The organism is Pseudohongiella sp. O18, assembly GCF_021729085.1.
Lineage (GTDB): Bacteria > Pseudomonadota > Gammaproteobacteria > Pseudomonadales > Pseudohongiellaceae > Pseudohongiella.
Window position 1 is genome coordinate 220575 of sequence record NZ_JAJSAR010000001.1, and the last position, 19488, is coordinate 240062.

Genomic DNA, 19488 nt, shown 5'->3' on the forward strand with positions numbered 1-19488 from the left:
TTCAGGCTTCAACGATCTCGAAGGTATGCGTCATCTTTACGCCAGCGCCAGCCAGCATGATGGAAGCCGAACAGTATTTTTCAGCCGACAGCGACACTGCCCGCTCAACCTGTTTCTCACTCAGCTCTTTGCCGGTCACGATAAAGTGCATGTGAATGCTTTCGAACACAGCCGGCACAGCGTCTGCGCGCGTGGCCTGCATGTCGACCTGACAATCAGTCACCTGTTGCCGGGACTTGCGAAGAATATTGACCACGTCAAATGAAGAACATCCCCCGGTGCCGATCAACAGCATCTCCATCGGGCGCACACCCAGATTCCGGCCACCGCTGTCCTCAGGACCATCCATGACCACCGTATGGCCACTGCCGGATTCGCCCAAAAACATCGCGTTGTTAACCCAACGAACTGTTGCTTTCATCACTTGCTCCTGTACTCCTGTCAGCGGGTGCGAAAGATTACCACAGCCTGTGCGTCAGAGTTAGCCGTGAGCTCATGGCTTGCGTTACAATCAAGTGACATCCGGACAAGGGAATTCCGACCAACAACCAGGAGAGCACCGATATGGCGCTGATGGCCATCACTCCCCACATTGATGATCTGCACAATTTTCTGGCCTTCTGCCAGATCCGCAAGTATGAGCGAGGTCAGACTGTCATCTACGCGGGTGATGAACCCACTACGCTCTACTACATCATGAAGGGCACAGTGTCCGTGTATCTGGAAGAAGAGGAAGGCAAGGAAGTGATCATAGCCTATCTGAACCCAGGGGACTTCTTTGGCGAGATGGGCCTGTTTGATTCCCTGCAGTCACGCAGCGCATTCTGCCGCGCCCGCACCGGCTGCGAAATTGCAGAAATTGAGTACGCCAGGTTCAACAGCTATGTGCGGGCCCACCCCGAAATCCTCTTCACCATTGGCAAGCAGATGGCCAACCGTCTGCGACATACGACACGAAAACTGGGTGATCTGGCTTTTTATGATGTGACGGGCCGCATCGCGCGCACGCTGATTGAGCTCAGTAAAGAACCGGCGGCAATGACCCACCCCAATGGCATGCAGATCAAAATTACCCGACAGGAGCTGGGCAGCCTGGTTAATTGTTCGCGGGAAATGGCCGGACGTGTTTTAAAGACACTCGAAGAGCAGCAGCTGATTTCGGTTCACGGACAAACCATTGTGGTTTTTGGAACCCGCTGATTATTCGCCGGAAGCCAGCATCAACAGGCCGCGCCCACCATTGGCAAACAGTTTCTCCCGTTCGGCCTTGATGTAGGCGAGCTTGTCGCGCTTTTCATCCTGCGGCAGCCCCCTCATGCCCAACAGACTCTCGGCACGCCGATAGCATGACATGGCCCGAATGCCATCCTCATGCTCAATTGCTTTCTGAGCCATCAGCAAACTGGAATTAACCGCTACCCGAAGGCCCAGTGTTCGCAGTTTGTCACGGGCTGACTCAAACTGACTGGCACTGATTTTTTCGCCTTTGTACAAATCCATGAATATCTGCAACGCGCGCTGTATGTGTCGCTGGGCAACACTCAGCTCCTGCTCGGTTGCCACCGCAGCACTGCCGCCAGCCGAACCGCTGCCGCGTTTGCGGCCGGAGGTCTCCGCTTCTTTTAGCTGAGCATCCAGGTCACGCCGGGACGGATCCAGGCGTTGAATGGTTTTTATGTCGTTAGTCAGGGTTTCGTAGAGCGGCTGCAGGATTTCAGGATCGGTGTCCATCTGCAGCAGGGCACGACTGGCTTCGTATATCTGACGTCGCCGCTCATCCACCGTTGCCAGCTGGCGAAGCCGCCAGTATTGCTCGGACTGATGATGCAAGGCCCACTTGGCCAGCAGCAACCCCGCCCACAGCAGAAGCAGCAAAAAGAAGATGGTCAGCAGGTTGGGTACGAACATTTACGGCCCGAGTCGTCATTATTGAGATCGTTCTCATAGTGACTGGTATCGGCTGTTCGCAGGGAATGTTTAGTCAGTCAAACAATTCGCGCAGCTTTTCACCCGGATCGTCGGCGCGCATGAATGTCTCACCTATCAGGAATCCATAAACTCCACGTGACACCATGTGTTTAACATCAGCGGCCGTGCTGATACCACTTTCGGTGACAATCAGTTTATCTTCCGGCACCCGCTCTGCCAGGCGCAGCGTGGTATCCAGATCGGTATGAAAGGTATGCAGGTTTCGGTTGTTGATACCTATCAGATCGAAACCTGCAGACAGGGCTACATCCAGCTCGGTCTCATTGTGAACTTCAACAAGCACATCAAGGGCAAAGTCTGCGGCGCACTGCGACAGCTCTTTCAGGCGCACCGGGTTCAGGGCCGCTACAATCAGCAGGATACAATCAGCCCCGATGGCGCCAGCTTCTGCCACCTGATAGGGGTCAACGATGAAGTCCTTGCGAATAACAGGCAGGTCACAGGCCGCGCGCGCCTGCTTGAGATATTCATTGCTGCCCTGAAAAAAATGTTCGTCGGTCAGCACAGACAGGCAATTGGCGCCAGCTGCCGCATACTGAGCAGCAATACGTGCCGGGTCAAAGTCTTCGCGAATCAGGCCTTTGCTCGGAGACGCTTTTTTAATCTCGGCAATCACAGCCGTTTGCTGCTGATCCATGCGCTCTCGCAGTGCGCTAATGAAACCCCGCCTGTCGTCCATGGTGTCGCGCGCCAGCTTTTCCTGCATGGCCAGGCTGACCTGCTGGCTGTTCTGCTGAATCTCCCACTGCTTGCGGTCGAGTATTTTTTCCAGAATCGTGCTTGTGCTCACTTGGCAAACCCTTGTGTCATTTCAGCCAGCTGCTGCAGTTTCTCCAGCGCAGCACCACTTTTCAGTATCTCTTGTGCCCGTGCCACACCTGCCGGCAGATCGTCGCAGAGGTTGGCCGCGTAGATGGCAGCACCGGCGTTCAAAGCCACAATATCTCCTGCAGCCTCGTCCTGGTAGCTCAGTGCTTTTTTCACCAGCTCCAGGCTCTGCTGTGGAGATTCCACCTGCAGGGCACGATAGTCACTGCGCTGCTGCATGCCGAAGTCCGCTGGCGACACGGTATACCGTGTGATATGTCCATCTCGCAATTCACCGATCTGCGTACTCGCGGACAGGCTGATTTCATCCAGTCCATCGTCAGCGGCCAGCACCAGCACATGCCGGCTGCCAAGCTCCTGAAGGACATCCAGTATCGGCTCGATCCATTCCGCAGCAAATACTCCCATCACCTGATTCGGAGCACCCGCTGGATTCGTCAATGGCCCCAGCATATTAAAGATAGTACGCACACCGATTTCACGACGCGGACCAATTACATGCTTCATGGCGCTATGGTGTCCGGGCGCGAACATGAAACCGACTCCCAGGGTCTGAATACATTGCGCGACCTGTTCCGGGTTGATACCAAGGTTGACGCCAGCCGCCTCCAGCAGATCAGCGCTGCCGCTTTTGCTGGTGGCTCCACGGTTGCCATGCTTGGCCACCCGGGCGCCAGCGCAGGCTGCCACCATGGCCGCCGATGTAGAAATATTGAAGGTGTCTGTGCCCGTACCACCGGTACCGCAGGTGTCCACCAGATGCGCGTCCGGCGGCACTGCAACAGGCGTTGCCAGCTCCCGCATCACGCGTGCCGCACCCAGCAATTCAGCTGTTTTTATGCCCTTGATCTGCAGGGCGACGAGGAAGGCAGCGATCTGGGCATCCGTGCACTGGCCGGTCATCATCTCGCGAATCAGCTCTGCTGTCTGGCCTGCATCCAGATCCTGACCTGCTGACAGGTGCCGTATCGCCTGTTTGATATCCATGTGGCTGTTATCCTCTTTCCAGAAAGTTCTGCAGCAACTGATGACCGTGTTCGCTCAGGATGGATTCCGGGTGAAATTGCACGCCTTCCACGTCCAACGTTCTGTGACGCACGCCCATAATCTCGTCGACACTGCCATCAGGCAGCTGCGTCCATGCCGTCACTTCGAGGCAGTCCGGCAGGGTTTTACTGTCAATTACCAGTGAATGATAGCGGGTCGCTGTAAAAGGACTGGGCAGTCCGCTGAATACGCCAACATTCTGGTGGTAGACCGGAGACAGCTTGCCGTGCATCACCTGACGAGCACGAATGACGTCACCGCCGTAGGCCTGCCCGATTGCCTGATGACCCAGGCAAACGCCGAGCAATGGAATTTTTCCGGCAAAGTTCTTGATGACATCAATCGAGATACCCGCCTCAGAGGGCGTGCAGGGGCCCGGTGAAATGACGATTTTCTGCGGCGCCAGCTTTTCAACATCAGCCAAGGAGATGGCGTCATTACGGTACACCTGGACATCCGCTCCCAGTTCACCCAGGTACTGCACAATGTTCCAGGTGAAGGAATCATAATTGTCGATCATCAATATCATGCGCGGCGGCCCTCAGTGTTCCAGCCGGCTATTTTCGCTGAAATCGGGCAGAACATAAACCATTGAAACACAATTGCGGCTGCCTGAGCGTCTGGGCAGTGCCGGGTCGCCGGTCCATCAGAGCTCGCAGGCCTGACTCAAGGCTGTTGCGTGATATGGTCTGCCAACAGGGCGCGGATTTGAGCCCGACTGGCACTGGCATCATAAGTCGTCGCTTCTGCCGCCTCACCAGCAAGCCCGAACACAGATACAAAAAGTGGCATGCCGTTGGCCGTTTCCGAAAAGGCGAATGCCTCATCAGCATCAATATATTCCTGCCAGACGGCTCTGACGTCGCGCCAGAATTGCTCGGTTGCCTGCCAGTACTCATCGCCAGCCGTAAAGTCAAAGTCCGCCAGACGCTCATAGCGCGCAGCGCCCAGCTCCTTGGAGAGGTAGGGTTGCGATTCGCGCAATTGACCGGGCGCATCCAGTGCAACCTTGAAATTCTCTTCTTCCTGCACCCAGCCAGTGGGCGTGATCGTATGCCGGTTGGTTCCCACAAGAACCTGATAGTCCTGCCGAACACTGGATTCCCTGCGCGGCAATGGTCTCCAGGTAGTCGAGCTGAGCCACGAGGAGATATTGTGATCGTGCTGCCAGCGACCAACAGCGGCGTATCGTGGCGAGTCATCAACCTGATAGACGGATTGCGACCAGACGCCCTCCATCTCCTCCGCGACCAGCGGCTGCGACACGAATTCATCAAAACCATTAAAGACTCGAATGCTGGACGGCTCGTACTGCCAGTCCTGCCGCCAGTGCTTTTGCACCATCGGCGCTGACACATTCCCCGACTCGTCTACGTACTGCATCACCATAATGTGCTGCAGACTGATAAAGTCATCACGGTCTTCAATCACATAGACATATTCAGTGGCCCAAGACTGATAAGGCCGGTCGGGCTCGAATCCGGGCGTGTAACCGACGGTTTCCAGAAAATCGAAGCTGACCCGATATCCCCCCGCCATTGCCAGAATGGCCAGCCGGTCGCGCTCAAAGTCTTCCAGACCGTCATTTTGCAGCGCCTGCCATGCATCGCTCGGCGCTTCTGCCAGCTCAAGCTCTGCACCCTGTGTTGTGCCCCCGCGCACCTGCATGTCACAGGCCGGTGAGAACTGCCAACTGAAAGTAAACAGACGTGCCTGTGAGCAGTCCGTGTCCTCACTCTGTGCCGATGCGCTAGTGAGCGAGCCCAGTAGCAGAATCAGCAACAGGACCACATGTGATTTCATCAGAAAACTCCTTGATCAACATACAAGTGCAAGTACACATGATATGAGCGCGAGTCTACAGTACTGGCAGTATATTATTAACGGCGAGAGCAGGAGCGCTCCCCAGGAATCAGAACCTCAGTTGGAACTCTGCGCCTGAGCCGCCTCTTCCAGCCGCGCCCCGGCCAGAATGCCGGGCATCGCGTAATTGCCTTCGTGGCAGGCGTATTCGTAGATACCCTCACTCTGCTTCATTTCCAGCTCACCGGTCCAGGCCTCCCGGTACAGGTCAGGATCCTCAATGGTGAACTTGTAATTCAACACGTTCTCGCGGCTGATGCGAAAACGCTCGGTGATGGTGGCATTTTCCGAGGTATAGCCGCCACCACGGGCAACCTGCAGTGGATGAAACCCTTTGGTGACCACCACCAGTTCATCGCCTTCATAATAGCCAACGGAGTTGCCATGCCACTTGGGAATCATGTTTTTGGAGAACTCGGCATCAATCGGCACAATACGGGCGTCGTTGACCATCTCGGCCATGATCACCACGTGAGTAGGCGACTGCACAATCTGCATGTTGTTGTTATACAGAGAGGGGGTAAACGGGATGACGCTGGAAAAACTGATCAGGCAGCGCTCGGAGAGTGGAAAACCTTCGGGACCTGCGTTTTTTTCGATGTGATCGTAGTTCATGCGGGCGCGCTGGGCATTGCGGTTGTCCCGGCCATCTTCACGCCAGGGAATGCGGCCATCTTCGGGATAGATGACAAAGGAGGTGCGCAGCTCGCCGTCCACACTGCCCAGGCCATCACGAATATCAATCCAGAACGAGTTGTAGGCACCAACATTGTCCGGGCCCGGCGCCTCTGCACCGGTGGCCTCCAGGGCCTCTGCCCACTGCTCGAAACTCGGGACAAGTTCGGCCATGCGCTCCGGACTGATTACCAGCGCACCCTCGAATACCGGCGAGCGTTCCATGCTGGTGCGGGAGGAGTAGTCCCACATACCCTGCACATCAGGCACTCCCCAGGATGTTCTGGGCACTTCGAAATCGTTGGCAAGGGCAATAGTACAGGCCAGCATTGCCGATCCACTCAGGGCTAAACGCAGGAAATTACGAGGTGTTCCATTGAGCATGGTCATACGGTCGGCCTCTTTTTTATTGTGATTGTTTTTTGAGTATAGCCACCCCAAGCGATCTGACAATAGGCCAGAATACCTATTCTGAATCCGTTCATCCAGCCGGCGCGCTGCATGAGGCGCCAAACCGGTAACAACTGAAACAGCGCGGGTGACGCAGCATGATGCGCTTGCCAAGGCTCTCGGTCAGCGTTGCACCAAGATCGTAATCAGGGTCATCATCCACCAGTGTACAGGCGTATACACGCACGCCGGCATTGGTATTGATCAGCATGCGCGTATAGGTGCACATGAAGTGCGCACGACTTTCCCGCGTCGGGTATTTTTCCATGCAGCTGGCGGTGACTTCCGGACTGCCATTTTCTGTGCCAGGTGTCCCAAGGTCAGGAAAGGAAGTAAACAACAGATTCTCCGGTACGTCGTGCTTGCGAAAAACCTCCCGAAAGCGGCTTTCCACCTGGTGAAGATCTTCGTCCGGATCGCTCTGCCTCGCGATTGACACTTTGAATCCGTTTTCATGCAGCCATCTGATGCTCTGCAGAGATTCCTGGAACGATCCATCGCCACGGCCGGCGTCGTGACGCTTGATGTCAGGATAATCCAGGCTGATACGGAAATGTATTGGATTGGGATTGGCAAGCAACGGCAGTATCTGATGCGATCGCTGCATGACGACGCGTGTCCCGTTGGTCAGCACAAAACAGGGCCGATGGCGGCTGGCATAATCCAGAATGCTGACAAACTCACGGATTACAAAGGGTTCCCCGCCAGTGAAAGAAAACTGCTCCACGCCCATCTCAACCGCCTCATGAATAAACGGTTTAAGCTGCTCAAGCGTCATCGCCGGGATCCGGCTGTCACCTGGGTGTGAGCCCTCCAGACAGAAAGGGCAGGCCAGATTGCATGCTGTGCCGGTGTGAATCCACAACTCTCGCAACTGATCCGCGTCAATATGACCGCGTGGCTCACCGGCTCGAGTGTGGGTCCAGCTGTCGGCATGTCGCGGTGACAGCAGCTGCTTTATGTCTAATGTCTGCACATCACTACTATTTACTGTCATTTCTGGATCCATTGAGCATCATTCAGGATTCACGGCTTTTCTGATTTTGCTTTGACTTCGCCAGTATGCGATCAAGGGCGTTGGCGAACTGCATACGATCGCCATGATTTAATGGTGCTGCCCCGCCGCTCTGAATGCCACTGCTGCGCATTGTTTCCATGAAGTCTCTGATATTCAGTCGGGCCTTGATGTTGCTGGCAGTGTATTCTTCACCACGCGTGCTCAGCGCCAGTGCACCTTTGCCAATGATTTCGTCAGCCAGCGGGATGTCGCTGGTGATCACCAGATCACCAGGCTGCACACGCGCAGCGATCCAGTTGTCAGCCTCATCAAAGCCGCTGGCGACCTGCACAAGCTGCACATTCTTGCGCCGCGACAGATTCAAGGCATGATTGGAGACCAGCGTCATCTGAATTCCTGTGCGTTCTGCAGCTCGTAGCAGAATGTCCCGGATAACTACCGGACAGGCGTCTGCGTCCACCCAGATATTCACGTTGATGCCACTCCCCGGCCAGCTTAGTTGAACAGTTTAAGATATCAGAATTCCATGTGACTTGGCACGGTGCGGGACTGATCCTGAGCTTCGCATGCACCGTATCTAGGCTAAATATGAATACGCGAGATGCACGCACCGGCGTGCAGCCAACCAATACAGGGAGTAGTGATATCCAATGAGCCAGCATGCCGAAAACTCACAAATCCTGGTCTGGTTTAGACAGGACCTGAGGCTGGCGGATAATCCGGCCCTTGCGGTTGCCTGCCAGACGGGAAAAATCGTGCCGGTGTATATTCTTGACGACACCAATTCAGCCGATGCCGCCATGGGTGGCGCCAGTCGCTGGTGGCTGCACCAGTCGCTGCGGTCACTCTCCAAAGGCCTGCAGGGTAATCTTGTGGTGCTGGCTGGCGATCCGCAAACGCTGCTGCCTCAACTTGCCAGTGCGTGTCAGGCTACCCACGTCATGTGGAACCGCTGTTACGAGCCCTGGCGCATAACACGCGATAAGAACATCAAGGATGCGCTTCGCAGCTCTGACATTGAGGTCAGAAGCTTTAATGGCTCCCTGCTCTGGGAGCCGTGGGAAGTGCTGAAAGACGACGGCACAGCCTACAAGGTTTTTACGCCGTTTTACCGCAACGGATGCCTGAAAGCCGGCGAACCACCAACGCCCCGCCCCCGGCCACGGGACATCGATATTGCGCCGCTTGGAAAAATCGACTGGGAAAGCGGCAAACTGCAGGATCAAACTGGAGACAGGGCGCTGGATCGCCTGCAACTGATGCCGGACATCCCCTGGTACGAATCGATGGCAGATGCCTGGGAAGTTGGCGAGCAGGCCGCCGATAAGCGTCTGGACTGGTTTCTCGACGAGGGCCTGCCCGGCTACCGGGACGGGCGCAACTTCCCGGCTCTGGCGCATGTCTCACGATTGTCGCCGCACCTGCATTTTGGTGAAATATCGCCCCGACAGGCCTGGCACAGGGCCAAGGCCGCCGGCCTGAGTGCGCGCTGGGAGAAAGATCTTGAGACCTTTCTGAGTGAGCTGGGCTGGCGTGAATTCTCTCACTCGCTGCTGTATTTCAACCCTGATCTGCCAGAGAACCCGATTCAGGAGAAATTCCGCCACTTTCCATGGGCAGGCGGCAAAGCCAGCAAGGACCTGTTGAAGGCCTGGCAGCGTGGCCAGACCGGTTTCCCGCTGGTCGATGCCGGAATGCGCGAGTTATGGCAAACCGGCTACATGCATAATCGTGTACGCATGGTGGTTGGCTCGTTTCTGGTCAAGAACCTGCGACTGCACTGGCATCACGGACAGGCATGGTTCTGGGATTGCCTGGTGGATGCTGACCTGGCCAATAACAGCGCCAGCTGGCAATGGATAGCAGGCTGCGGCGCCGACGCAGCACCGTACTTCAGGGTTTTCAATCCGATTACTCAAAGCGAAAAATTTGACCCAAAGGGCGAGTACATCCGCCGCTACGTGCCGGAGATCGCCAAACTGCCGGATCGTTGGCTGCACGCCCCAATGCAGGCACCGCGCAGTGAACTGGAAAAAGCGGGGATTGTGCTTGGGGAGACGTATCCGGAAGCCATAGTCGATCTCAAGGAATCGCGGGTCGCTGCACTCGACGCGTTCAAGTCACTGAAGTCTATAGAAGACCCAGGTTGATCGCGCGCAGCACTGCCTGGGTGCGATCGCGCACACCCAGCTTCTCGAGTATGGAAGACACCTGATTCTTTACGGTACCTTCTGATTTATGAATCGTGCGGGAAATTTCACGGTTACTGAAACCACCCGCCATTAATCGCAACACCTCTATCTCTTTTTCACTCAGGGCGTCGGGCGCAGTGGAATTGTCGAAACCGGGCTCCATCGAGGAGAGACCCTTAAGTATGCGTTCGGTAATTGCTGGCTGGACCAGCGTGCCACCGGCGTGCACACTTTCAATAGCGCCTACCAGACTGTCCAGCGACACATCCTTCAGCAGGTAACCCTTGGCACCAGCCTGAATGCCTTCCAGTACAAGCTGACTGTCATCAAAAGTTGTCAGGATGATACTGGGCACCATGCAGTTCGCTTCACTCATTGCACGAAGGGCGTCGATGCCGGTCATTTTGGGCATGCGGATATCCATCAGCAACACATCCGGTGTAAATCGCCGGATACCATCAACAACCTGGCTACCATCTTCAACCTGCCCGACAACCACAATGCGCTCGCTCAATTCAAGCAGGCTGCAAATACCCAGGCGAACCAGGTTCTGGTCTTCGGCGATCATCACACGAATTTTTGTCTGTTCAGACGTCATTAATCTACACAGTATTGTAATTGTTGATTTAAAGACACTTTATTGCTCAACTGCTGGTTCAGGCAATACCGCAGCAAACTTACCGCGCCAATTGCTGGCCCGCATTATGACACAGGCTTCGGCTGGCCGGGGATAGGTCTTAAGTCATCGCCAGTTTAGTGGCTTCCGGCACTGCTGGCTTAAACCTGACAGGGCCATACTGTAGCCAGACATTCAAGAGGGCCTTATTGTGCTGATTCACGAACTTGCGTTCTATGTTCACATCACGGCCGGCTGTGCGGGGCTGATCCTGTTCTGGGTGCCTATGCTGAGTCGCAAGGGCTCATCGCGACACAAGCAGATCGGGCGCTGGTTCGCGCGAATCATGTATACGGTGGCAGCGTCCGGTCTGATCATGGCGAGTCTGGACCTTGCCTGGCCGCTGGTCATGCACCCCGCGTCCACCCCCCTTAGCGACGCACAGTCTCAGAGCAGAATTGCTGAAGTACGCTACACGGCCGGCTTCCTGTGGTCACTCAGCATACTGGTGTTGGTGACAACCCGACATGGCTGGCTGACCATTCTTCAGCGTGAAGACCGCGCTCCGCTCCGCAGACCTCTGCACGTGGCACTGTGCAGCCTGTTGATGACCGCCGGGCTGGTCATGCTTTATGTGGGACTTAGAGGCTACGATCTGTTGCTGCTGGCTTTCGGTGCACTGGAAGTCTGGGTGGCTGCTGGCTGTCTGCACTATGCATTCAAGGCAACACTTCAACATCCCAGGGAGTGGTGGACAGAGCATCTGGCAGCGCTCACCGCTTCTGGTATAGCCGCTTATACTGCATTTTTTGTGTTTGGCGGCGCCCGATTGCTTCAGGCCTGGATACCGGATTCATTTGCTGGCATGAGCATCCTGCTCTGGGTTGGCCCCGGAGTGATAGGGGGCATCGCAATAGGCCGCATGACAGCGCACTATCGGCGGCGCTTTGCGCAGCCTTCCCAAGGCCAGACTATATAGGACTATTGATACAAAAAACTTTCGCTGGGGCGTTACAATTTGACATATACTTGAAGTTTGCTGTTACAAAAATAATATGTCAGAAGCGGGGCCCCGAGTGGAGAGCAACACTCACACGGACGAGACTATCAAATCATTCCAGCAGCTACGTCTCAGACGCATGCTCTGGGGATTTACGGCACAGTTGCTCACGATTTTCATCGTGGTAGCTCTATTCTCTTATGGCATGCTTCCATCTTGGGTTGTAGGCGTTTACCTGTCTGTCACCCTCCTTGCCTCCTCCGGTTTTCTCATCCTGCTCAAGACCAATACAAACCTGCGTTTCAAAGATCCCAGCATGACGGCTGGGCAGATTCTGGTCCCGCTGCTGCCCAGCATTTTTGTCATGTTTTTTGTCACCGATCCTCAGGCCCGCACGGCCTTTATGTTAACCGCGACCAGTGGCCTGGTGTTTGGCATGTTCGCATTGACGCGCTCAGGCATGTTGATCCTGAGCATGCTGATTGCGGGTGCCTACCTGCTGCTGCTTGTTTCGCTGACCCTGTTTGCGCCGCAACGCATCAACTGGCAGGTGGAAAGTGTCATGGTGTTTTCCTACTTCGCCGTGCTTGTCACCATTTCGTACCTGACCAGTTTTATTGCAGGCATGCGCCGCAAATTGCGTGAGCAGAATCATCGTCTGGAGCAACTGGTCATTCGCGACCCATTGACGGAACTGCCCAATCGCCGCTGCCTGATGGAACGTCTGACATCCGAGATGTCGCGTTTTGAGCGCCGCACGCCAGAGCCGAGCAGTCTGTGTATCAGCATGCTTGATGTCGACCACTTCAAGCGAATCAATGACATGCTGGGTCACGATGTCGGCGACACGGTTTTGCGACGCATCAGCGAGACTCTCAGTAACGCCTTGCGCAAGAGTGACTTTGTAGGACGTTTTGGCGGAGAAGAATTTGTCGTAATTTTGCCAGAGTCGAGCCTGGAACAGGCAGAGCAATCGGTTAAGCGATTGCAGGACGCCGTGGCTGCGCTGGAGATACCAGAGTTGCCCAATGGTCAACGGGTCACCGTGTCGCAGGGATTAACAAGATACTATCCGGGCGAGCGAATCGAGCAGACCCTGAAACGAGCCGACGAAGCTCTTTACCGGGCCAAGGCCGCCGGACGCAACTGCATCATCGTTGTTGATCCGGACGATGAAGATCCATTCCTGAACTGAGTATTTATCTGCAGCGTTGAGGCTGCCGCTTGTCGCTCAGCCAATCTGCGTCAATGGGATGCGGCCGTCAGCCTGCGTAGCATCAGCAGCCGGCTCAGCCACGGCAACTTCCGGCATGTCAGGCAATGGAATACCCAGATTGTTTTTCTCGAATACACGATCTGCCCGGTAACTTGAACGGACCAACGGACCGGACGCGACTTCCATGAAACCTTTTTCAAGGCCAATGTCCCGATACCGACGAAACGCCTCGGGTGTGACAAAGCGCTCCACTTTCAGGTGGTTTCGGGTGGGCTGCAGGTATTGACCCAGCGTCAGGATGTCAACATTGATGGCACGCAGGTCATCCATGGTCTGCAGAATCTCTTCATCGGTCTCGCCCAAACCCAGCATCAGGCTGGTTTTTGTCAGCACATCTGGGCGGTGCTGTTTGGCGAAGGCCAGTACATCGAGCGTGCGTTGATAGCCTGCGCGGGGGTCGCGCACCGGATGCGTGAGTCTTTCTACGGTCTCTACATTCTGGGCAAACACTTCCAGCCCGGAATCCACGACACGCGCAACCGCCTCCAGATCGCCGCCAAAATCAGGCGTCAGGGCCTCTACCACCACCTGCGGAGTGCGCTGCTTAATGGCTGTGACGCAGGCTGCATAATGTGCCGCCCCACCATCGTTCAGATCATCACGATCGACAGACGTCAGGACGATATAGCGCAGGCCCATCAACTCGACGGATTCCGCCACGTGGGCCGGCTCGTCCTTGTCCAGCCAGCCATTCGGGTTGCCGGTGTCTACGGCACAGAAGCGACAGGCGCGCGTGCAGACTGACCCCATGACCATAATTGTGGCCGTACCGTTATTCCAGCATTCGCCGATGTTCGGGCAATGTGATTCTTCGCAGACAGTACTGAGTTTGTGCTCGCGAACGTTCTGCCGCACGGCATCAAACCGCTCACCACCGGGCATCCGGGCGCGCAGCCACTGAGGCTTGCGCTGTGTCGGCTCTATGACCGTCGCTTTGCCAGATGATGCCTTGATTCCATCCTTGATGGCGGCAATGCCATGCTCACTGCGGAACTTGCTGCCGCTGGGGATGGATGGTGGGCGCTTGTTACTGCTCATTGACGAGTATCCTGTGGATTACGGTGTTGCTGCACCTGGAACAAAACAGGACCGCAATCATACCTGATTTGTCTCAGACCTTCATGTGCCGCGGGATGGCTCAAGTTTCAGCCCGCGCTGCGCAAGGGCTACTGCACGGAATATGGCACGCGCCTTGTTCATGGTCTCTTCCCACTCTGAGCGCGGCACAGAATCAGCCACCACACCGGCTCCGGCCTGCACAAACAGCGTCTGGTCCTTGATCACCGCAGTGCGAATCGCAATTGCCATGTCCATATTGCCGTTCCAGCCTATGTAGCCCATTGCGCCACCATAAACCCCTCGTTTGACAGGTTCGAGTTCGTCAATGATCTCCATGGCGCGGACTTTGGGTGCACCACTCAGTGTGCCTACCGGCAGGGTCGCCTTCAGCACATCCAGTGCCGTCTTGTCGTCTCGCATTTCGCTTTCAACAATCGAGGCGATATGCATAACGTGGGAATAGCGCTCCACAAACATTTTTTTCGGCACCGTCACGCTACCGGTTTTGGACACTCGACCAGAATCGTTTCGACTCAGGTCGATCAGCATCAGATGCTCTGCGATTTCCTTGGCATCGGCCAGCAGCTCCTGCTCCAGCGTCTTGTCCTCTTCCTCTGTCTGGCCACGCTTGCGCGTACCTGCCAGTGGGCGAACCGTGATCGTGCCATCTTCAACCCTGGCCAGAATCTCGGGCGAAGCGCTGACAATATGGTGGTCGCCCATATTGAAGAACACCATGTAAGGCGATGGATTCAGGTAGCGCAATGCCCGGTAGGCATGTATCGGGTCGCCCACAAAAGGTACCGACATACGTTGCGCCAGCACCACCTGCATGACGTCGCCAGCCAGAATGTAATCCTTGATACTATCAACCGCACTTTCGAAAGGTGCCTGCTGAAAGCTGGATCTGAAATCCTGCTCCTGCAGCTGGGCATCGGGCATCTGCTGTTCGATGATCGGCTGGCTGAGCGGCTGCGCCAGTCGGGACTCAATATCATCGAGGCGTTTCATCGCATTGTTGAAGGCATTAGGCTGTGAGGGGTCGACGTTGCAGACAATGGCGATAGTCCCACGCAGATTGTCAAACACCACCACTTCTTCCGACACCATCAGGACAATTTCTGGCGTGCCGATTTCGTCGGTGCCAGTCGCCGCACCGAGTGTCGGCTCCACATAACGAACAGTGTCGTAGCTGAAATAGCCGACCAGGCCACCGCTGAATCGTGGCACGTCGGATATTGGCGCCACGTTATACTCTTTTTGAAACGACTCAACAAAAACAAACGGGTCATCGTAGCTTTCACTGCTGACCAGCTTGCCGTCGGTTTCCACCTCTACCTGATGATCGCGCACCTTGATCACTGTGCGACAGGGCAGACCGATCATGGAGTAGCGCCCCCACTTCTCACCCCCCTGTACCGACTCAAACAGGTATGTGTATTCGCCGCCAGCCAGTTTGAGGTAGGTGCTCAGAGGTGTCTCAAAATCCGCGAGCACTTCGCGCACCACTGGAATACGGTTGTAACCTTGGGCCGCCAGCTGCGTGAAGCGGCTTTCATCCAGACTGCGTGCCGATATTGCGGGAACATCTTGTTGGGTGGGCTTGGCGCTCATGCCGGATCAATCTCCTGTCACGCGGTCTGTGTCTGTGCCAGCTGCTCGCGCATGGCGGTTATCGTCGAGCGATAGTCATCGCTGTTGAAGATGGCCGAACCCGCAACAAACATGTCGGCTCCAGCGCGTGCGATTTCACCTATATTGGCCGGCGTGACACCACCATCCACTTCCAGACGAATGTCATAACCACTTTCATCAATCAGACTGCGGATCAGCGCCAGCTTTTTGAGTGCCGACGGAATGAACTTCTGACCGCCGAAACCGGGGTTGACGGACATCACTAGAATCAGGTCCACCTTGTCCAGCACATACTCCAGGCATTCCAGTCCGGTGGCCGGGTTCAAAACCAGCCCGGCTTTGCAGCCGCTATCACGGATCAGTTGCAGAGAACGATCAACGTGCTGCGAGGCTTCCGGGTGAAAACTGATGATACTGGCGCCAGCCTTGGCGAAATCCTGAATCATGCTGTCCACCGGTGAAACCATCAAGTGCACGTCGATGGGCGCCGTTACGCCGTACTTGCGCAGCGCCTGGCATACCATCGGCCCGATGGTCAGATTGGGTACGTAGTGATTGTCCATCACATCAAAATGCACCACATCGGCTCCGGCGGCGAGCACATCGTCCACTTCCTGACCCAGGCGGGCAAAATCAGCGGAGAGAATCGAAGGGGCGATCAGAAAGTCTTTCATAATGGATGATCCCTGCGGACAGCGCGTTAAAAAACCATCATTTTAACGTCTATTGCGACAAATTGCCTGACCCATTCTCCGCCTTATTATCTGCAGAGAGCTGGTGGTTCAGCGCAGCAAGCCATTCCAGTGTGCCAATATCCTGCCAGTCGCCATCGAAAACTTCTACCGCGTCATTGTCAGCGGGCTCATTCAGCAGGAAATCGTGGGCATTTCAGCTTGAACAGGGGGGATTTCCCATAGAGTGAGCAACATGAAATGGGCAGGTTATCCGACAAGCGCTCGTAAAGGGGCGTTTGTTTGACCCATATTCGCTCGGCACTTATTCGATTGTGTCACATTCTTGTGCAAGCCGATAATGAGCCGCACCAACTTAGTGCAAAACCTGTGCCCGAAATACTCATTCAGTCCGTTAAATGGCGTAGTTGGCCGCAGTTTTCAACATTGGCCCGCTCCTTGCAAAACATCAAATCAAGAAAGTCATTACTTTCGAAAGCGTAGAAATAACGCAGCACAGACTACCATCAAGCAAAGATTTATCTTGGAGAAAACTTATGAAACGATTGACCCAACTCGCAGCAGGCCTGGCACTGGCATCAAGCGCACTGGTAGCTTCCACCAGCGCATCAGCCGAAGTTTCTTACAACATCGGTTATGCATCTGAGTACTACTTCCGCGGTGTTTTGCAAAAGAGCTCCTCTGCCAGCGCTGGCATCGACTACGAGGCCGATGGTTTCTATGTGGGCAGCTGGGCAGCAGACGTGGGCGATGGCCTGGAAGTCGATGGTTACTTTGGTTACGGCATCGAAACTGAATCTGGCGTTTCTGCCAGCATCGGTTACACCGGCTACTTCTACACCGGTGAATTCGACGACACTTACCAGGAAATCAACTTCGGGCTGGGTTATGGCATGTTCAGCCTGGGCTACTCGGTAGGTGAATGGGATGGTTTCGGCGCCAGCGAAGACTACGACTTCCTCGACCTGACCATCACTGGCGAATCTGGCCTGTACGCCACAGTGGGCATCTGGGGTGACGAGTTTGACGGCGAATACCTGGAAGTGGGTTACGGCTTCAGCTTTGCTGACTTCGATATGGGCATCGCGGGCATCATCAACAGCGAAGAGCTGTCTGACGAGTTAAACTCCAGCGGTAGCCCGACTACCGGCGAAGGCATTGTGTTCTCAATCGGCAAATCCTGGTAAGACACACCTGCAGACCCACATCTGCATTTTAAAGGGGACAGAGGGATTTACGCTTAAATCCCTCCGTCCCCTTTAACTTCTCTATTGCAGTAAATTGTCTGACCCACTCTCTGCCTTCTTCTCAACAGAGAGCTGGTGGTTCAGCGCCGCCAGTCTTTCGGGTGTGCCAATGTCCTGCCAGTCGCCTTCGAACACTTCACCCGTCACACCACCTTCCTGCATGGCATTGCGCAACATCGGCCCAAGCGGCAGAAAACGTTCAGACTCACCCGCAAACAAATGTGGATGTAGCACGCTGATTCCGGCATACGTCAGTTTTGGCTCACCGTGCTCTGATACTATGCCGCTGTCGCTCAGACAGAAGTCTCCTGCAGGATTGTGAGGTGCATTGCGAATCAGCACCAGATGCGCCAGGCGCGAAGGGCCGAGCTGTCTGGCAATTGGCAACAGGCGCTGGTAGTTGAAATCGGTCCACACATCGGCATTGGTCAGGATAAATGGCTGATCCCCAAGCATGGGCATGGCGCGGATTATGCCTCCAGCAGTTTCAAGCCGCTCAGGTTCGTCTGAGAAATGTAAGCGAACGTCATAACGGCTGCCATCGCCCAGCGCAGTCACGATCTGTGACCCCAGGTGATGAAGATTGATAACGATATCCTGTACACCGGCCTGACGCAGCCGTGCGATCTGCCATTCGATAAGCCTGCGGTCGCCAGCAGGCAGCAGGGCTTTGGGGGTCGTTTCCGTCAGCGGCAGCATGCGCTGCCCCAGACCGGCGGCCAGAATCATTGCCCTCGTTGCGGTCGCACTCATGAGATTCCCAGATCGCTCAATTTCTGCTGCATCGCCGGCATCGGTCCACGCCGGAACCAGTCCACAAATTCCGCCAGCTCGGCATGTTCAGCCGCAACTGTAGAAACATAATGCATGACCAGCGGCAGATCAGCCAGATAGCGCTGCTTGCCATCGCGCAGCGCCAGCCGGCAAAAAATACCCAGCACTTTGATATGCCGCTGCAGCCCCATGAGGTCAAAATCCCGCTGCATATCCGCATCGGTGTATTCTGCAGGCACTACACCGCGCTGGCGTGCCAGCTGGGCATAGCTGTTTACCCAGCGACGCACATCCGCGGCTGGCCATGCCACATAACAGTCGCGCAGCAGCGACACCAGGTCATAGGTCACCGGACCAATGACGGCATCCTGAAAGTCAATCACACCGGGGGGCTGATCCTCGTGATGGACACCTTCGGCGTCAATGGGGATCATCAAGTTTCTGGAGTGGTAGTCGCGATGGACTCGGACCTGCGGCTGTTGTAGCGCCGCATCACACAGCAGCTGCCGAGTCTTCTGCAAAAGCGTGCGCTCACTGTCTGATATTGGCCAATTGAGCATTTCAGCGCAGAACCAGTCGTCGAACAGGCGCATTTCCTGCTCAAGCCGACCACGATCATAGGGCGGCAATTCGCTTGCATGCTGGTCTGCCTGCAGATCGAGCAGCGCCAGCATGGCCTGACCGTATAGTTTCTCTACACGTTCCATATCACCGTCGCGCTGGGCTTCCAGAAGCGCCGGCCAGTAAAGCTGATCACCAAAGTCTTCCACTACCAGAAAACCCTGTTCAAGATTCTGGGCAAGAATCTCGGGCGTGCGCATGCCGGCGCGGCTGAACTCTGCGGCAGCACGCACAAACGCCGGGTTGTCTTCCCTGTCTGGCGGCGCGTCGACCAGCAAGCGCGTTACGGCAAGGATGCTACAGCGAAAATATCGCCGGAAACTGGCGTCGCCACCCAGTGAATGGGCATGCAACGGCCCAGGGTCCCGCCCGTCGCGCTCTGTTATGGCCTGTCGCGCCCAGTTCTCGAGTTGCTCCTGACGCCTGGCCTGAATGGCGTCAACATCCGCTTTTACTGTATTCATTCTGTCTCCACCGAAACTATCCCGGCTTTATATCAAAACCCC

General features: G+C 55.6%; 20 protein-coding genes. 5 read left to right on the plus strand and 15 right to left on the minus strand.

Features of this window, described 5'->3' with window-relative positions; translation table 11 throughout:
* Position 1: 1 nt before the first annotated feature.
* Positions 2-421 carry an OsmC family protein gene (locus LVD14_RS00975; RefSeq protein ID WP_237132159.1) on the minus strand — a complete coding sequence of 140 codons (420 nt, stop codon included), beginning with the start codon at positions 419-421 and terminating at the stop codon, positions 2-4.
* Between the two features lie 143 nt (positions 422-564).
* Here LVD14_RS00975 and crp point away from each other — a divergent pair, with 143 nt between their 5' ends.
* Positions 565-1200 (plus strand): cAMP-activated global transcriptional regulator CRP, encoded by a 636-nt coding sequence (gene crp / locus LVD14_RS00980; RefSeq protein ID WP_237132160.1) that lies wholly within the window; start codon positions 565-567, stop codon positions 1198-1200.
* Here the strand turns inward: crp and LVD14_RS00985 are convergent, their stop codons facing one another.
* From LVD14_RS00985 to LVD14_RS01020, 8 genes are all read right to left on the minus strand, one after another.
* A complete protein-coding gene (locus tag LVD14_RS00985; RefSeq protein WP_237132161.1) occupies positions 1201-1908 on the minus strand; it encodes a hypothetical protein in 708 nt (235 codons plus the stop codon).
* A 73-nt stretch (positions 1909-1981) separates the two neighbouring features.
* Positions 1982-2779 (minus strand): indole-3-glycerol phosphate synthase TrpC, encoded by a 798-nt coding sequence (gene trpC / locus LVD14_RS00990; protein ID WP_237132162.1) that lies wholly within the window; start codon positions 2777-2779, stop codon positions 1982-1984.
* Positions 2776-3804, minus strand: coding sequence for an anthranilate phosphoribosyltransferase (gene trpD / locus LVD14_RS00995; RefSeq protein WP_237132163.1), 1029 nt, complete (start codon positions 3802-3804; stop codon positions 2776-2778). Before trpD ends, trpC begins: the two co-directional genes overlap by 4 nt.
* A 7-nt stretch (positions 3805-3811) precedes the next feature.
* Positions 3812-4393 carry an anthranilate synthase component II gene (locus tag LVD14_RS01000; RefSeq protein WP_237132164.1) on the minus strand — a complete coding sequence of 194 codons (582 nt, stop codon included), beginning with the start codon at positions 4391-4393 and terminating at the stop codon, positions 3812-3814.
* A 137-nt stretch (positions 4394-4530) separates the two neighbouring features.
* Positions 4531-5667, minus strand: a complete 1137-nt coding sequence (locus LVD14_RS01005; protein WP_237132165.1) for a DUF6607 family protein — start codon at positions 5665-5667, stop codon at positions 4531-4533.
* Positions 5668-5784: 117 nt separating this feature from the next.
* Positions 5785-6792, minus strand: coding sequence for a hypothetical protein (locus LVD14_RS01010; RefSeq protein WP_237132166.1), 1008 nt, complete (start codon positions 6790-6792; stop codon positions 5785-5787).
* A gap of 91 nt (positions 6793-6883) precedes the next feature.
* Positions 6884-7849, minus strand: a complete 966-nt coding sequence (locus tag LVD14_RS01015) for a radical SAM protein (RefSeq protein WP_237132167.1) — start codon at positions 7847-7849, stop codon at positions 6884-6886.
* Positions 7850-7871: 22 nt separating this feature from the next.
* A complete protein-coding gene (locus LVD14_RS01020) occupies positions 7872-8342 on the minus strand; it encodes a YaiI/YqxD family protein (RefSeq protein WP_237132168.1) in 471 nt (156 codons plus the stop codon).
* Positions 8343-8520: 178 nt separating this feature from the next.
* Between LVD14_RS01020 and LVD14_RS01025 the strand changes: the two genes are divergently transcribed.
* Positions 8521-10020: a cryptochrome/photolyase family protein gene (locus LVD14_RS01025; protein ID WP_237132169.1), complete on the plus strand. Its 1500-nt coding sequence runs from the start codon at positions 8521-8523 to the stop codon at positions 10018-10020.
* Here the strand turns inward: LVD14_RS01025 and LVD14_RS01030 are convergent.
* Complete coding sequence (locus LVD14_RS01030) at positions 10001-10660, minus strand: response regulator transcription factor (protein ID WP_237132170.1); 660 nt, start codon at positions 10658-10660, stop codon at positions 10001-10003. The two genes, LVD14_RS01025 and LVD14_RS01030, sit on opposite strands and share 20 nt — an antisense overlap.
* A gap of 229 nt (positions 10661-10889) precedes the next feature.
* On the opposite strand from LVD14_RS01030, the gene LVD14_RS01035 reads away from it, so the two are divergent.
* On the plus strand, positions 10890-11657 hold the full coding sequence (locus LVD14_RS01035) for a hypothetical protein (protein ID WP_237132171.1): 768 nt from the start codon (positions 10890-10892) through the stop codon (positions 11655-11657).
* Between the two features lie 97 nt (positions 11658-11754).
* Complete coding sequence (locus LVD14_RS15515; RefSeq protein WP_237132172.1) at positions 11755-12873, plus strand: GGDEF domain-containing protein; 1119 nt, start codon at positions 11755-11757, stop codon at positions 12871-12873.
* A gap of 36 nt (positions 12874-12909) precedes the next feature.
* On the opposite strand, the gene lipA is transcribed toward LVD14_RS15515, so the two are convergent.
* The 3 genes from lipA to rpe form a co-directional block, all read right to left on the minus strand.
* Positions 12910-13992: a lipoyl synthase gene (lipA, locus tag LVD14_RS01045; RefSeq protein WP_237132173.1), complete on the minus strand. Its 1083-nt coding sequence runs from the start codon at positions 13990-13992 to the stop codon at positions 12910-12912.
* A gap of 81 nt (positions 13993-14073) precedes the next feature.
* Positions 14074-15576 carry an anthranilate synthase component I gene (gene trpE / locus LVD14_RS01050; RefSeq protein ID WP_411268259.1) on the minus strand — a complete coding sequence of 501 codons (1503 nt, stop codon included), beginning with the start codon at positions 15574-15576 and terminating at the stop codon, positions 14074-14076.
* A 68-nt stretch (positions 15577-15644) separates the two neighbouring features.
* The gene (gene rpe, locus LVD14_RS01055) at positions 15645-16322 is read right to left on the minus strand and encodes a ribulose-phosphate 3-epimerase (protein ID WP_237132175.1); all 678 of its coding nucleotides are present in this window, start codon (positions 16320-16322) and stop codon (positions 15645-15647) included.
* Between the two features lie 554 nt (positions 16323-16876).
* Between rpe and LVD14_RS01060 the strand changes: the two genes are divergently transcribed.
* On the plus strand, positions 16877-17527 hold the full coding sequence (locus LVD14_RS01060; protein WP_237132176.1) for a TorF family putative porin: 651 nt from the start codon (positions 16877-16879) through the stop codon (positions 17525-17527).
* 81 nt (positions 17528-17608) lie between these two features.
* Here LVD14_RS01060 and murU read toward each other — a convergent pair whose 3' ends face one another.
* Positions 17609-18340: an N-acetylmuramate alpha-1-phosphate uridylyltransferase MurU gene (murU, locus tag LVD14_RS01065; protein WP_237132177.1), complete on the minus strand. Its 732-nt coding sequence runs from the start codon at positions 18338-18340 to the stop codon at positions 17609-17611.
* Complete coding sequence (locus LVD14_RS01070) at positions 18337-19446, minus strand: aminoglycoside phosphotransferase family protein (protein ID WP_237132178.1); 1110 nt, start codon at positions 19444-19446, stop codon at positions 18337-18339. The genes murU and LVD14_RS01070 overlap by 4 nt, the downstream gene beginning before the upstream one ends.
* Between the last annotated feature and the right edge of the window lie 42 nt (positions 19447-19488).